12 protein-coding genes are annotated in these 14,021 nt (G+C 68.6%); all 12 read right to left on the bottom strand.

The genetic code is table 11. The annotated features are described in order from the left end of the window. Positions 1 to 150: 150 nt before the first annotated feature. The 12 genes from NP511_RS02975 to hemA all read right to left on the bottom strand — a co-directional run bounded on the left by NP511_RS02975 (position 151) and on the right by hemA (position 14,019). Positions 151 to 819, bottom strand: a complete 669-nt coding sequence (locus NP511_RS02975; RefSeq protein WP_049964336.1) for a helix-turn-helix domain-containing protein — start codon at positions 817 to 819, stop codon at positions 151 to 153. A 133-nt stretch (positions 820 to 952) separates the two neighbouring features. Further along, a complete protein-coding gene (locus tag NP511_RS02970) occupies positions 953 to 1,855 on the bottom strand; it encodes an ABC transporter permease (protein ID WP_211249083.1) in 903 nt (300 codons plus the stop codon). Positions 1,856 to 1,881: 26 nt separating this feature from the next. Further along, positions 1,882 to 2,832 carry an extracellular solute-binding protein gene (locus NP511_RS02965; protein ID WP_049964334.1) on the bottom strand — a complete coding sequence of 317 codons (951 nt, stop codon included), beginning with the start codon at positions 2,830 to 2,832 and terminating at the stop codon, positions 1,882 to 1,884. A gap of 163 nt (positions 2,833 to 2,995) precedes the next feature. Beyond that, positions 2,996 to 3,547: a molybdopterin-guanine dinucleotide biosynthesis protein B gene (gene mobB, locus NP511_RS02960; RefSeq protein WP_049964333.1), complete on the bottom strand. Its 552-nt coding sequence runs from the start codon at positions 3,545 to 3,547 to the stop codon at positions 2,996 to 2,998. Between the two features lie 66 nt (positions 3,548 to 3,613). Further along, positions 3,614 to 4,888 (bottom strand): P-loop NTPase, encoded by a 1,275-nt coding sequence (locus NP511_RS02955; RefSeq protein ID WP_049964332.1) that lies wholly within the window; start codon positions 4,886 to 4,888, stop codon positions 3,614 to 3,616. 1 nt (position 4,889) lies between these two features. Further along, positions 4,890 to 5,540 (bottom strand): hypothetical protein, encoded by a 651-nt coding sequence (locus NP511_RS02950; RefSeq protein WP_049964331.1) that lies wholly within the window; start codon positions 5,538 to 5,540, stop codon positions 4,890 to 4,892. Further along, a complete protein-coding gene (locus NP511_RS02945) occupies positions 5,537 to 6,421 on the bottom strand; it encodes a HEAT repeat domain-containing protein (RefSeq protein ID WP_049964330.1) in 885 nt (294 codons plus the stop codon). The genes NP511_RS02950 and NP511_RS02945 overlap by 4 nt, the downstream gene beginning before the upstream one ends. Then, complete coding sequence (locus tag NP511_RS02940; protein ID WP_049964329.1) at positions 6,418 to 7,449, bottom strand: ethylbenzene dehydrogenase-related protein; 1,032 nt, start codon at positions 7,447 to 7,449, stop codon at positions 6,418 to 6,420. The genes NP511_RS02945 and NP511_RS02940 overlap by 4 nt, the downstream gene beginning before the upstream one ends. Next, complete coding sequence (locus tag NP511_RS02935; RefSeq protein WP_049964328.1) at positions 7,446 to 8,147, bottom strand: TorD/DmsD family molecular chaperone; 702 nt, start codon at positions 8,145 to 8,147, stop codon at positions 7,446 to 7,448. The genes NP511_RS02940 and NP511_RS02935 overlap by 4 nt, the downstream gene beginning before the upstream one ends. Positions 8,148 to 8,151: 4 nt before the next feature. Beyond that, entirely contained in the window at positions 8,152 to 9,333 is a 1,182-nt protein-coding gene (locus NP511_RS02930; protein WP_006648828.1) for a 4Fe-4S dicluster domain-containing protein, read from the bottom strand. Next, positions 9,333 to 12,494 (bottom strand): molybdopterin-containing oxidoreductase family protein, encoded by a 3,162-nt coding sequence (locus NP511_RS02925; RefSeq protein WP_049964327.1) that lies wholly within the window; start codon positions 12,492 to 12,494, stop codon positions 9,333 to 9,335. The genes NP511_RS02930 and NP511_RS02925 overlap by 1 nt, the downstream gene beginning before the upstream one ends. Before the next feature lie 229 nt (positions 12,495 to 12,723). Then, entirely contained in the window at positions 12,724 to 14,019 is a 1,296-nt protein-coding gene (gene hemA, locus NP511_RS02920; protein ID WP_049964326.1) for a glutamyl-tRNA reductase, read from the bottom strand. Between the last annotated feature and the right edge of the window lie 2 nt (positions 14,020 to 14,021).

Here is a 14,021-nt window from a genome sequence, read left to right as displayed (position 1 = left end):
AGTAACTGTGGGCGGTTCGCGGTCGTGTAGCGTCGCTCGAGGCGCACGGATCGGTGGTCGCGCGCTCGAGGTCGCCACTCGAACGGCGATCTCGCTGGTGCTGGCGGTCACACGCATCGAGTCGGCCGGGAGGAGGCGGGCGGAGCGGCGTCAGTTCGTGGGGATCGGCGGCGCGGCGGTGTCTTCCTCGGTCACGTTGAGTTCGGCGGTGACGAGCGCGCGGTAGGCCCGGCGCAGCCGTTCGGACAGCGCCTGGTGGGAGATCCCGAGTTCCTCGGAGAGTTCCTGCATCGAGACCTCGCGGGGAATCTCGAAGTAGCCGTGATCGATGGCCGCGACCAACGTTTCGTACTGGCGAGCCGTCAGGCCACACTGGGAGTGACTCTCCTCCGCGAGGTCGAACAGGCGAACGATCGTCGGCGTCACGTCGTTGTCGTCGAGTCGGTCATAGAGCGAACTCACGCTCTCGCGGTCGACGACGCGAATGCTGAGCAGCCACGTGCCGTCCGAGGCCGAGGCGCTCAGGACGGTTCCCCCCTCCTCGAGGACGATCTCGAAGGGGTCGACCGTGTCCGGTTCGAACTCGATGTCGTAGAGCCAGCGGTCCTCGTCGCTGCTGATCTGGGAGTAGGTGCCGATCGCGTCGGCCTCGTCGAGCGCCGCGTCGATCTCGGACTGGGAGGGCCCCGCCAGCCAGAGGCCGTGCCCGCTCGAGGCGATTACCCGCTCCATCTCACACGTCAGGGAGGGGACGGCCTCGAACAGCTGACCGGTTCCGGTGCCGTCGGCCGGGATCTCGATGTCTGCGATGGATGTCATGAGTCTCGTTTCTCCGTACAGCGACGATGTCCATAACCCCACTTCCAAAGCACTTAGAACCGGTTAGAGCGAATGACACGCGATCTGATTTGTTTTCGTTCGGATTCGTCGAGAGCGCCGCCACCGCCGCCGATCAGCCCCGACGAGGGGTGCCGACCAGCAACTGAACGGCCACGACGACGACCACGGCGATCGCGAGCAAGGCGATCGCGATCGGGACGATGGCGTCGATCCCGCGAGCGATGAAGGCGACGCGGATCCGGGTCGGCATCGTCCGCGGCGTGTACGCGACCATCATCGTCGCGCCGAACTCGCCGATCGCCCGGACGAACGTCAGGACGATCCCGGCGGCGATGGCGTTGCGGGCAAGCGGCAGCGAGACCAGTCGTATCGTCCGCAGTCGGCCGTAGCCCATCGTCCGCGAGGCCTCCTCGAGCCGGGGGTCGACCCCGTCGAAGCCGGCGCGGGCGGTGACGACCAGAAACGGCGCGGCGACGAACGTCTGGGCGAGGACGACGCCGGCGGCGCTGCCGGTCAGTGGCACTCCGATCGCCGCCGCCGCGGCCCCGATCGGCGTGTAACGGCCGACGACGGTCAACAGCATGACACCGCCGACGATCGGCGGGACGACCAGCGGCAACAGGACCAGCGCCTCGACCAGTCGCTTCCCGCGGAACGAGGCCCGCGAGAGGACGTAGGCCAGCGGCACGCCGAAGGCGGTCGCGACGGCCGTCGAGACCGGTGCCGTCAGCAGCGACGTCGCGATCGCATCGCGGACCGCGGGATCGGCGAGCCCGGCGACGACGTCGACTCGCCGGCTCCGGAACAGAAAGGCCGCGAAGGGGACGACGAAGTACGCGAGCAACACCGTCCCGAGCAACGCGGGGACTGCCAGTCCGCCGGGAGTCCACGGTCGATCGACGCCGAACCAGCCGCGGCCGCCGCTCGAGTCGGGTCGGCGCTCGGAGTCGGCGTCCGACGCGCGCTCGGGCCCGCGGTCCGAGGTGTCCTCGTGACTGCGATCGGGGCCCGACACCTGTTCGGGCTCGCGGCTCGGGGGGGTCACGGCGCGATCCCCTCCGGTGGATCGCCGTGGAACCGAGGGATGGCATCATCCACCCGCAGCCCGTGATCGGTCAGCAGGCCCTCGTTTTCGAGCAGGAAGGAGACGAACGCCCGACCGGCGTCCGGATCGTCGGCATCGGCCGGGATCGTCGCGTTGTAGACGACGGGCGACCCCGTGACGGTGTGGCCGCGTTCGGTGGTGTAACTCGCCCGCGCGTACCGGTCGGCGTTCGCGCGGCTCCCGAAGTTGTAGGCGTCATCCAGCCGCCGCACGGCCGCGTCGCGCTCGACCGCCATGTTGCGGTAGGCGACGACACAGGCCCGGTCGCCGTTCTCGAGTCCGGCGAGCAGTCTGGGTTCGTCGGCGACGTGGGCGACGCGGTCGGCCATCGCCGTCCGGAACCCCTCGAGGCCGTGTTCGCGCTCGGCGAGTTCGAACAGGAGCAGCGCCCGGTAGCCAAGCGGGTCGACGTCGGGGTCGCTGATCGCGATCTCGCCCTCGTCAGCGTCGGCGAAGACGTCGTACCACGGCTCGCCGGCCGCGAGGCGCTCGCCCAGCGCGGTCTCCGGGGCGTACGCGATGACGACTTCGTTGGCCGCGAACGTCACGTCCCAGTCGGCGTGATCGGGATAGAGCCGATCCCGGAGGAGGGCGGCGTCGGCCCCGATCACGACGTCGGGATACTTCGTCCCGTCGGCGACCAGCCGTAACACGGCGTTGGTCCCGTAGTACTCGCCCGCGTAGCCGAACTCGGCGTCGGACTCGAAGGTCGGTCCGACCCCGTTCTCGAACGCGCTGGCCAGGCTGCCGGCGGCGAGGACACGGACCTCGTCGGTGGCACCGAGACAGCCCGCCGTCCCGACCAGTCCCGCCGTCAGGCCGCCGGCCGTAGCGAGTAGCTCCCGACGGCTCGTCGGGTCCGTCCCGTTGCCGTCGTGACTGCGCATGCGTTCCCTTCGAACGGCCGTACAAAGAAAACTGGTTTCCATTCCTATTCCGTGGGAAAGCAATTGAATATGGTTACGCGATGCCGGCGGGGCGGACGGCGACTACCGGACCTGCCGGCTCTGACCGCCCCATCGAGTCGGCGAGCCGACCGGCCGGCCTCAGTCAGTCCGCCGACTCGTCCGTTCGTCCGCCGCCCGCCGGTACTGTGTGCCCCTCGAGCGAGCGGATCGACTCGAGGAGGTCGTCGATCGGGTCGTCTCCGCGACCGATGACGGATCCGCCGACCGCTTCCGGGCCGCGATCGCCGACGAGGATCGTCGGGACCGATGCGTCGGCGAAGCCCTCCACGATCACGGTGTCGTAGCCCCGATCGGCGAGGCGCTCGAGGGTCCGCGAGAGCGCCCGCAGTTCGGGGTCGTCGGTCTCGAGCAGCGGTTCGTCGACGGTCGGCTCGGGCGGGTTCCGCTTCCCGCGGGCCGTGATGTCGAAGGTGAGTTCGGGCGTGACCCCGACGACGGTTTCGGCACCGGCGCTCCGGTGGCGGTGGGTGTCGGTTCCTGGGGTATCGATCTCGATGTCGTGGTGGATCGACTTGACCGTCGCGACGCGGCCGTCAGCGGCCAGTCGCGGGACCAGTCGCTCGACGAGCGAGGTCTTCCCCGCGTCGCTCGGGCCCGCCAGACAGACGACTCGCAGTCTCGAGTCCTGACTCATACGGATCCGTTCCGGATGAAGGTACAAGCCCCGTTCGGACCGCCGCCGAAGCGACGCCAGACTCGGCTACCGGGCGACGGCCATCACCCACTCGTCGGGTGCCTGCCTGCGGACCTGATACTCCGCGAAGGCGTCGCCGGGCGCGCCCTCCCGGTCGACCGCCGAGACGAGTTCGTTGGCGAGCGGCGACGGGTCGTGGTCGTTGATCAGGTAGAACGTCTCGCCCGGCTCGGTCGCGCGGAACTCCTCGGTGGCCTGCTCGTGGCGGATCCGCTTTGGCAGCCCGCGCAGGTCCAGTGCGTGGTCGGGCACCGAGAGGTCCCCGACCGCCTCGAGTCGCTCGTCGACGGCCGCGGACAGCTCGTGGGCCTCCGGCGGCACGTCGTCGCCGAACTCGCGGACCCGTTCGTCGAAGGGGAAGTCACACAGCACGGGCTGGTCGAGTGCCGCTTCGACGTCGGCCTCGGGGAAGAGGTCGTGTTCGCGGCCGCACTCGCAGCTGAACCCGCGCATGTTGACGACCGTACCCAGCAGCGGGACGCCGTTCTCCTCGAACAGCGTGGCGCTGCGGGACGTGTCGCCGACGCTCGTCGGATGTGGGGTACTCACAAGCACTGCGCCGTCGATCGGCAGCGACTGCAGCGCCGTCAGGACGATGTCGCCGGTCCCCGGCGGGAGGTCGATCACGAGCGTATCGAGGTCTCCCCACGCGGTGTCCTCGAACAGTTCGCTGACGGCCTCGTGGGCCATCGCGCCCCGCCAGGCCAGCGGCTCGTCGTTGGCGATCAGCCCGACGCTCATCGCGGTGAGGTCACCGGCCTCGATCGGCTCGGCGTCGCCGTCCGCGTTGGCCGACACCGGCCCCTCGAGGTCCAGTAGTTCCGGGACGTTCGGCCCGTAGAGATCGGCGTCGAAGATCCCGACGTCGCGGTCGGGATCGGCGGCCAGTGCCCGGGCGAGCTGGGTCGAGACCGTCGTCTTGCCGACGCCGCCCTTGGCGCTGGCGACGGCGATCACGGTGTCGACGCCGGCCGCGCCGTTGATGTCGTCGTCTGCCGCGCCAGTCGACTCACCCTCGACGGTCGCCCGCTCGACACCGGGCGTCGACAGCGCCCGCCGGCGCATTGCCTCGGTCACGTCCTCGGCCGTCGGCTCGTCGAACCCCGCGAGATCGGCGGCGATCCGGACGGCCCCGCCCTCGGCCGAGACGTCGATCACCAGCCCGGACTCGAGGACGTCGGTCCCCAGATCCGGGTCGTCGACGGCGCGCAGCCCCTCGCGGACGCGGGCCGCGAGGTCGTGGGTCGGTACCTCGTCGGGAACGATATCGTCTTTTGCCATGTTACCAGGCCTCGAACTCTTCTGCGTCGTCGTCGGGGTCGCGCTCGTTCATCAGGGTCCCGCCGTAGGGGCGGAAATCGAGGTTGTACGCGTTCGCGACGTCGTCCAACGCGTCCTCGCGCTCGGCGATCGCCGCCGTATCGAACTCGAAGGTCTCGACGGCGTCGACCAACTCGTCGTCGCTCACTCGGCCCTCCGCGTAGCCCGCCGCGATGCCGTCCCGGACGACGTCGGCGTTGCGACGCAGCCGCTTTGCGTCGTCGAACTGCTCGCGCAGGTCGTCGTCGAGGCCACCCCGATCCAGCGGGATCTCCTCGAGCAGCGCGGTGGCTTTCCGATCGAACTGATCGGCCATCTTCAGCAGCTCGATCACCTGTTTCCGCGGCTCGAGTCGGTTCCAGGCGTCGCGGGCCTCGTCGGCGACGACGGAATCGATCGCTTCCTCCCACTCGGTCGAGCGCTCGACGTCTTCGAACGCCTGCGCGACGAACGCGCCGACGTGGTCGTCGGGGATCGTCACGCCGAGTGACTCCTCGAGACCGCCGGCGGCGCTGCCGTCGGTCGTACAGCCGTCGTCATCGTGGGCCGACTCCGAGTCGGTGGTCGCGTGCGGTTCCTCGCCCGTGGGTGTGCTGTCGAGTTCGTAGGTCATCGTCGATCACGCTGTCCCTGTGTCAGGCCGTCGATCGAGCCGGCCGGCCCCCGACTCGGGCCGGGGCCCTGTTGCTCCCGTCGGGAGCCCGGCCCGCCGCCGGGCGCGGCGCCGTCCTCGAGTCCGGCATCGATCTGGTCGGGGTCGACGCCGCGGGCCGTCGCGAGCGCCCGCTTTGCCGACCGACGGACGTCGTCGCTGCGGTCGTTCAGTCCGTGGCGCTCGAGGACTGCCTCGGCGCGGTCGGTGCCGAGATCCCCGAGGCTGGTCGCGGCCTTGGCGCGGACGAACGCCTCCGGATCGCGGGCCAGGACGGCCGCGAGGATCCGGACCGCGTCTTCGATCTCGTCGGCGTACTCCCGCAGGTAGTCGGCCGCGTACTCCCGGACGCCGGAGTGGGGATCGTTCTTGATCCGTTCGATCAACAGCTCCTGGGAGGCCGCCCCGGTCTTCGAGAGGGCGATGACGGCGTTGCGCCGTACCCAGCCGCTGTCGTCCTCGAGGGCCGTCCGAAGCGGCTCTTCGTTGCCGGGTTCGGCCCGCGACTGTGCTACGACGGCCTCGGAGCGAACCCACTCGTGGTCGTCGGAAAGCGCCGCCCGGATCGCCTCGCGGGCCGGCTCGGCGTCGCCCGAACTGGCGGCCAACCCGAGGGCTTCGACGGCGAACTGTCGGACGTCCTCGGAGCTGTCGCCGGTCGCCCGCTCGGCCAGCGCTCCGATGGTCGCCGGTGCCAGCCCGCCGTCGGCGGCCGGATCGACCAGCCCGAGCGCCCCGCGTCGGCGATCGCGTTCCCGATCGGACTCGAGCCGGTTTCGAAGCGTTGCCTCGTCGTCGTCGGGTGCCCGGCCGCGGGCACTTCGGTTCGCGTAGTCGGTCATTTTCGGAGCCTCCAGTAGCTGACGAGCCACGCGGCGACCGTCGCGAGCAGCGTCACGGCGGGCCAGTTAGTCGCGGAACTGGCAAGCCAGCCGGCCGTCTCGGTCACGCTGGCCACCGCACCGCCGTCGCTCGCGTCGGTGTCGCCGTCGTCGCTCTCGTCGTCGGCCGCACTGAGCGTGCCGTCGTCGGTATCCAGCGTCAGGTACTGGTACGACAGCGACTTCTGGCCGTTCGCCTCATCCGCGCTGCCGTTCCAGACGGCGTAGGTGAGATACATCTGTTCGCTGTCCTCGAACTCGGCGTCGTACTCACCGCTGGCGTCGTGTTCGCGCTGGAACACGACCGCCCAGCCGTCGTCGGTCCGCTCGCCGTTGGCCGAGACGGGCTGGGTCTCCGCGTGGGTCAGCGAGCCGTACCCGGTCGCGTAGTAGTTTTGCCCGTATCGGGTGTAGCTCGACTGTGAGAGCGGGTTCCCCGCCGCCTGTCCCGGCTTCGTCCGGTCGTCCGGATGCGGATACGCGTACATGTCGCCGCCCGGATCGGACTCCGAGAACTGCCAGCTCGAGCGCCAGTACCAGATGTTGACCGGGTCGCCGTTCGCGCCCATGACGATCGGCGGCTCGCTCCCGCTGCGGAGCATGACCGCCGCGGCGTCGCTGTAGGCGTTGGGCTCGTTGATCTCGGTGTCCTCGGTCGGGTCCTCCCACTCCAGACGGAAGGCGACGTGCGTGTCGTTCGTGACGGCTTGGACGTCAACTTCGTCGATGCTCCCGCCGCCGTAGGGGGTCGCCATCTGCTGGGCGTCGAGCGACAGCGTCTCGGTGTCAGCATCGTCCCACGCGTCGGCGTCGGGCTCCGCGGGCACCGAGTCCACCGAGTCCATCGGCTGCGGGCCGATCGTCAGGACCGCGACGACCGCGACCTGAACGACCAGCACGAGACACAGCACGACCGCGGCCAGCTTCGTCGCGCCGCGTGCAGCGTCGTGTTCGATCGAGATCGGCCCGATCTCGGTGCGGTCGCTCACGGAGCCTCACCTCCGCTCGCCGCCTCCGCCGAGACGGTCGGCTCGGGATGTTGCCCGTTGTCGTAGGTCACCAGCTCCTCGACGAGGTCCGCCGCGGCGACGTAGGCGTCCTCGTCGGTCGCCTGCCGCAGGTCATGTGCCAGCGCCGGGACGAACTCGACGAGGTGATCGGCAAGCACCGTCGCCTCGGCCTTCGCGACCCGCTCGGCCGCGACCGGCTCGTCCGACTCGAGCGCCACCGCTCGCTGGCCGGCCAGAACCTGCGCCAACTCGAGTTCGGCGGCGACGTGGTCCTGTCGCTCGGCGAAGTCGTCGCTGGGTTCGAGGCCGAACTCCTCCAGCAGCCCGACGACGGTCGCGATCCGGCGCTGCTCGCTGCTGATCTCGTCACGGGTCGTGTAGTGGGCTTCGTAGGGGATCACCGCGTACGTGCCGTCGTCGCTCGGGAGGCCGAACAGGTTGTTGTAGGCCACCTGCAAGTCCTCGAGGCCCGTTTCCTCGAGGGCCTCGAGCAGCGTGATCGCCTCCTCGGTGACGCCGACGGTCTCGGCGGCGCGTTCGATCCCCTCGCGGGCCGCGGGATCGAGTAGTTCGCTGACTGTCTCCTCGCTCGGATAGGTAAACGCCGCGGCAGCGCCACAGTAGAGGGTGGCCCGCGCGGCGTGGTACTCGGAATCGGGTGTGTCGTTCGGTGTCATTGGTCTATGGCTGGTTAGTCCACATCTCGCCCTCGCGGACCTCCATCTCCTCCTCGAAGGGGATGTCGACGACCTTGTTCCCCTTGCGGTCCCACCCCTTCACGCGGTGTTCTTTGACGGTGTAGGTCTCGATGAGGCGGGTGGTCGCGCCGAACAGTTGGAGGATGCCGAGGGTGTGGTGGCTCGGGTTGCGGACCCGATCCTGGACGATCTTGACCGACTCTTCGAAGGTGCTGCCTGGCCACTCGTTTTGCTTGTCCTCGGTGTTGGGCGTGAACATCTGGGTGAGGAACTCCGGCGGCACGTGGTAGGGCGGCATGTAGAACACCTGCGGCCGGGTCCCGAACTGCGGGTACAGCGGGAGCGCGATCTTCTCGTCGCTCTTCGCGAGGTAGTTGACCGGGCTCCGGCCGGCCGCCGCCGACGTGTTTCCGCCTGGGTGGCCGGCGTCGGGACCGCGGTTGATGTTGCCGTGCAGGCGCGTCTTCCCGATACACGAGGAGACACAGCGGGGGACGTTGCCCTCCTCGATACGGGGGAAACAGCCGACCGGCTTCTCCGAGACGCCCGTCTCGGGGTTGTACATCGGCTTGTGGTACGGACAGGACTTCACGCACTTGCGGTAGCCCCGACACCGCTCCTGGTCGAGCAGGACGATCCCGTCCTCCTCGCGCTTGTAGATCGCCTTGCGCGGACACGCAGCCAGACAGGCGGGGTTCTTGCAGTGGTTACAGAGCCGCGGCAGGTAGAACTGCCACATGTCGTGGTACTCGTCTTCCTCGAGGTCGCTCTCGACGACGTCGCCGGTGGGGTACTCGCCGTGGACCTGGTCGTCGCCCAGGGCGGGGTACTCCCATTCTTCCTTCTGGGCGATGTAGCCCTTGGCCGCCTCGCCGTCCTCGGCGGCTTCGAAGATGGTCTCGTTCTCGCCTAAGTCGTCGAGCAGGCGCATGTCCCACCCCATCGGGTAGCCGCCGTAGGGCTCGGTCTCGACGTTCATCCACCACATGTACTCCTCGCCCTCCCCGCTCGTCCAGGTGGACTTGCAGGCAAAGGAGCAGGTGTTGCAGTTGATACACCGGTTGATGTTGATGATCATCCCCCAGTGCCAGTCGCGTTCCTCTTCGCGGTGTTCGTAGGGGTAGCTGTGCTCGCGGCCGAGTTGTGGGTTGTAGGTCTCCGGCATCAGCTGTCACCTCCCTGCAGCGATCCGCTCACGTAGTCCTGGAACAGTTCGTCTTTCCGCGCGTCGCCGGGCCACCAGTCCGCCTCCTCGTATTTCTCGACTTCCACGAGGTCGTCGCGGTTCGTTCCCGTCGGTGCCCAGACGGTCTCCTCGTAGCCGTGCTCGAGTTCAGCCCCCTTCCAGACGATGTCGTCCTCGACGTGTTCGGAGATGTTCGGATCGCCGAAGACGGACTTGTGGACGAGGTCGTCGGTCTCCTGGGCCGGGTCGAGCCAGATATTGGTCGTCACGTTGTATCCCTTGACGCCGTCGCCTTGCTCCTCGTCGTCGGGGAAGTGCTGGGGCCACCAGCCGTGCCAGATGGTCAGCTGGCCCATGTCGCCGGCCGAGCGGGGGCGCTGGCGCTCGCTGACCATCACGCGCACGACGAGGTCGCCGCGCTTGCCGGTGATCCGGACGTAATCGCCGTTCTCGACGTCGATGTCCGCGGCGTCCTCGGGGTGCATCTCGACGAACGCCTCGCCAAGCGGCGGGGTCTCCTCGGTCTCGCCCTCGCCCTGCGGGAACGAGAAGTCATCAACTAGCCGCTCGGTCCCCTCGGGATCGGCGTTCGTCGAGCCGAAGTCACGCGACGACCAGATCAGGTTCCAGTCGGTCATCCCCCACGAGGAGTGGGTCCGGTACTTCGGGTGGGGCGTGTTGTAGTAGAACTGGTACTCCTCGTCGTGATACAGCGGGTTCTCCTCGTCTTTCGCCTCGTCCCACTTCTTGTTCACCCCGTAGGGCGTCCCTTCGGGGCTCTCGATGTGGTCGAGATCGTCCCGGCCCAGCTCGAGGAAGCGGTCCTCCTCCTTGTGGAACTCCATCCGGCCGGTCTTGGTGTAGAACGGCCGGTCCTCGTTGATCTGGGAGTAGAACGGGATCCGCGGATACGTCTTCAGCTGGAGCCGCTCGGGGCCGTCCTCGATGTCCTCGACGTCGATGTCGCGGGTCGTCATCCCCGCGTCCAGCGTCTCCTGGATGTAGTCGCGGACGTCCTCGTCGTCGTCGAGGAACTTCTCGAAGTACGCCCGGTAGGAGTCGACGTTGCGCTCTTCGGGCGGGATCTTCTCGTCTAACTTCTCCGCGACCATCGCGACGGCCTCGCCGTCCTGTTTCGTGTCGTAGATCGGGTCCATGACCCCGTGGTCCATGTGGATGAAGGGGTTCTCCGGCCCGACCGTGATGTCCGGATACTCACACTCGAGCCAGGAGGGGACCGGGAGCACGATGTCCGCGTGGCGCGCGGAGTAGGTCATGTGCATGTCCGAGACGATCGAGAGCTCGTTGCTCGTGTCCGGATGTTTGACGAAGTTCTCGATGACGTGCTCCTGATGTTTGGTCTGGTTCAGGAGGTTGCAGTTCATCGTCCACAGGATCGTCGGCTTCGACATCGTGTACGACTCCGCGTTCGTCGGCATCACTGGCTCCTCGGCGTCGCCCTGTGGGACGAGGTCGAGTTCGCGGTCGAAGTCCCCGCGGATCTCGTGGGCGTCGAGCTGTTCGCCCCCGAAGAACGCGAACGCGTAGCCGGGATACATCCCGTGGGCCGCGTTGCCGTCGGGGTTGACGTACTCGGGGTAGCCGTCCAGCAGCTCGATCTTGTACTGGCCGGAGTAGTTGTAGTAGCCGGCCCCGCGCTCGCCGATGTTACCAAGCATCGACTGGATGAAGAAGATCGTCCGCTGGAGCGAGTCGTTGGAGTGGAACCAGTGGTTGATCCCCTCACCGGTGAACCACTGGGCCTTCTCGGCGTCGGCGAACTCGCGGGCGGTCTTCCGGAGCCCGTCGGCCGGGATCGTCGTGATCTCCTCGACCGTCTCCGGATCGTAGTTCTCGAGGATGTTCGACTTCTGGCGGACGAAGTCGGTGTGGACGCCGACCGACTCGCCGTTTGCCAGCTCGAGGTCGGTGTCGACCTCGAGTTGGGGAGTCGCGGGCGTCTCCTCGCCGACCTCCTCGCGGGTGACGGGGACGGGATCGCCGTTCTCGTCGAGGGCGACGAAGTCGCCCCAGTCGTTTTCCTCGTGGCGCTGCTCGCTGTCCTCGGCGGGCGGCTCGTGGTCCTCGAAGACCTCGTGGGCGCGAAGGTACTTCCCGTCGTCCTGCCGGATCAACAGCGGCAGGGTCGTGAACTTCCGCATGAACTCCTCGTCGTAGAGTTCCTCGTCGATGATGACGTGGGCCACGCCCAGGGCAAAGGCGGGGTCGCTGCCCGGGCGGACGGGGAGCCAGCGGTCGCACTTCTGGACCGTCGGCGAGTAGTCGGGGTAGACGCCGACCATCTTGCCGCCGCGCTCGCGGGTCTCCTGGAGGAAGTGGTTGTCCGCGAGCTTGTTGTGGATCAGGTTCTTCCCCTGCATGATCGTGTAGTCGGCGGCCCGCCAGGCCGACGCGTCGGCGTCGCTGGTCTGATAGCCCGTCGTGATGACGTGACCCGGCGGCAGGTCGGCGTACCAGTCGTACTCGGTCCACTCGCAGCCGCCGAAAACCGAAGCGAGCCGCCGGCCGGCCCCGTGGCGGGTGATCAGCCCGTCGGACTTGATCGCGTTGAAGATGTGGAACCGCTTCTCGTCTTCCAGACTCGCCATCTTCTCGGCGATCAGGTCGATCGCTTCGTCCCAGGAGACGCGCTCGAACTCGTCCTCGCCGCGACCCTCGGGGTTGGGGTCGTCGGGACTCCACCCCTTGCGGACCATGGGATACTTGATCCGGCTGGGCTCGAACGTCCGGCGGTGCAGCGTCAGTCCTTTCATGCAACCGCGCGGGTTCCAGTGGCGGGTGACCCCCGCCTCCTCGTAGCCGCCGGGGCCGCCCGGACCGGGGCTGCCCTCCTCCTCGTGATAGATCTGTTCGGCTCTGATCGGGACCCCGTTTTTCATGTAGAAGTTCAGGGCACACGACTGCGTACAGTTGGGGTGGCAGACGGTCCAATCGACCGAATCGTACTCGTAGATGTCGTGGTAGACCTCCTCCCAGTCACGGTTGGGATAGGCCTTGAGCGGGTTGTCGACCTGTGTGATGGTGTCGACGGATTGGGTCGCTCCCCACGCGGAGCCGAGCAGGGCACCGACCGTCCCCGTCCCGGCAGCCGCCAGGAAATCGCGACGCGAGAGACTCATCGTCGACCACCTCGTGTGGCGGAGCGTTTCGATAGCATACATGACGGCGTTGCTACTCGATTCTTTAACCCGGTCCGCCTGTTCCCACGCGTTGGGGACGCTACCGCCAGAATCCCGCTAATGAGGGGTCTTCAAGTGGGGCGAGAATGCGTGGCCCACCCTTCCGACGACCCGCCCGCGGTAACCGGCGGCCGCGAACCGACGCTGCCGCGGGCACCAGCGCCCGCAGTCACTCCGACCCCTCGCAGTCGAGGTCGAACAACCGATGGGTGGCCTCGATGACCGCGTCGTCGCCGTCGCGGGCGGCCGCCCGCAGACGCTCGGTCGGCGTGCCGAGCAGCGATCCGGTCAGTGCGCTCGCGAAGTCCTCGAGGACCGCCTCGGCGTCGGCCCCGCTCGCGAGCCGGTCACGGGCCCGCTCGAGTTCGCTCTCGCGGATCGCGGCCGCCGTCCGGTGGAGTTCGCGAAGCGTGTCCTCGGCGCGGTTCTCGCGTTCCCGATCGACGAAGGCTGCGACCGCGTCAGTGATCGCGTCCTCGACCGCCGGCACCGCCGCCCGCCGTCCCGCGACGGCGGCCGCGATCCGGCGCTGGATCGCGTCGAGGGACACGACCGGCACGGCCGATCGGCGGACGGGTTTGGCGACGTCCGGCGGGGTCGCCAGGTCCACGACCGGCGTCTCGGACGCGACCCCCTGTATTGCCTCGAGCGTTACCACCGGGTCCGGCGCGCCCGTCGCCGTTACGATCGCGTCGGCGTCGGAAAGTGCGGCTTCGAGGGCCTCGAGCGGCCAGTACCGACCATCCTCGGTCGGGAGCTGGGACGCGGCCGAGCGGTTGACGGCGTCGACGCGGCAGCCCCAGCGGTGGCCGGCGGCGCTGGCCACTTCGGTCGCCATCTCGCCGGCACCGACGACGACGAGCCGGTCCGGGACCCCGCCCGCCTCGGCGATGGCCTCGCAGGTCGCGCTCCCGTAGCCGACCGTCCCCTCGTCGATGTCGGTCTCGTCGCGGCAGCGCCGCCCCACCGAGACGGCCGCGTCCGCTGCCCGAGTCACCACGCCGCCGGTGAGGTCCACCTCGAGCGCCGCATCGAACGTCCGCCGGAGTTGGCCGAGGACGTGTGCCTCACCGACGACGGCGCTCTCGAGGCCGCAGGCGACCCGGAACAGGTGTTCGACGACTGCGAGTCCGGTCTCGGTCCGTGCGCCGTCGGGATCGCCCAGTGCCTCGCGTGCGGCCTCGAGCCCCGCGTCCCGGTCGGCGGGCGTCCGCGTGCTGAGATACGCCTCGACGCGGTTGCACGTCGAGAGGACGACCGCCTCGGTGACGCGGTCGTGGGCCGCGATCCGCCGGGCGGCGGCGACTGGGTCGTCCGGAGCGACCGCGCCCAGTTCCTCGGTCGAACTACTCCCGTGATCGAGTCGATAGCACGCGAGTCGGCGGACGCTCTTCGGCACCGCCGCGGCAGGCGACGGCTCGGGCTCGGTCCGCGCGTCCGGGGGCGCTGAATCGGGGGCGTACATGG

Source organism: Natrinema thermotolerans, from assembly GCF_031165565.1.
Lineage (GTDB): Archaea > Halobacteriota > Halobacteria > Halobacteriales > Natrialbaceae > Natrinema > Natrinema thermotolerans.
This window is presented reverse-complemented; position numbering and strand designations above follow the sequence as displayed.

Bases quoted from the DNA above. Each gene is read 5' to 3' on its own strand.
- NP511_RS02975 (WP_049964336.1), bottom strand. From the start codon at position 819: ATGACATCCATCGCAGACATCGAGATCCCGGCCGACGGCACCGGAACC.
- NP511_RS02965 (WP_049964334.1), bottom strand. From the start codon at position 2,832: ATGCGCAGTCACGACGGCAACGGGACGGACCCGACGAGCCGTCGGGAG.
- mobB (WP_049964333.1), bottom strand. From the start codon at position 3,547: ATGAGTCAGGACTCGAGACTGCGAGTCGTCTGTCTGGCGGGCCCGAGC.
- NP511_RS02955 (WP_049964332.1), bottom strand. From the start codon at position 4,888: ATGGCAAAAGACGATATCGTTCCCGACGAGGTACCGACCCACGACCTC.
- NP511_RS02950 (WP_049964331.1), bottom strand. From the start codon at position 5,540: ATGACCTACGAACTCGACAGCACACCCACGGGCGAGGAACCGCACGCG.
- NP511_RS02945 (WP_049964330.1), bottom strand. From the start codon at position 6,421: ATGACCGACTACGCGAACCGAAGTGCCCGCGGCCGGGCACCCGACGAC.
- NP511_RS02935 (WP_049964328.1), bottom strand. From the start codon at position 8,147: ATGACACCGAACGACACACCCGATTCCGAGTACCACGCCGCGCGGGCC.
- NP511_RS02930 (WP_006648828.1), bottom strand. From the start codon at position 9,333: ATGCCGGAGACCTACAACCCACAACTCGGCCGCGAGCACAGCTACCCC.
- NP511_RS02925 (WP_049964327.1), bottom strand. From the start codon at position 12,494: ATGAGTCTCTCGCGTCGCGATTTCCTGGCGGCTGCCGGGACGGGGACG.
- hemA (WP_049964326.1), bottom strand. From the start codon at position 14,019: ATGTACGCCCCCGATTCAGCGCCCCCGGACGCGCGGACCGAGCCCGAG.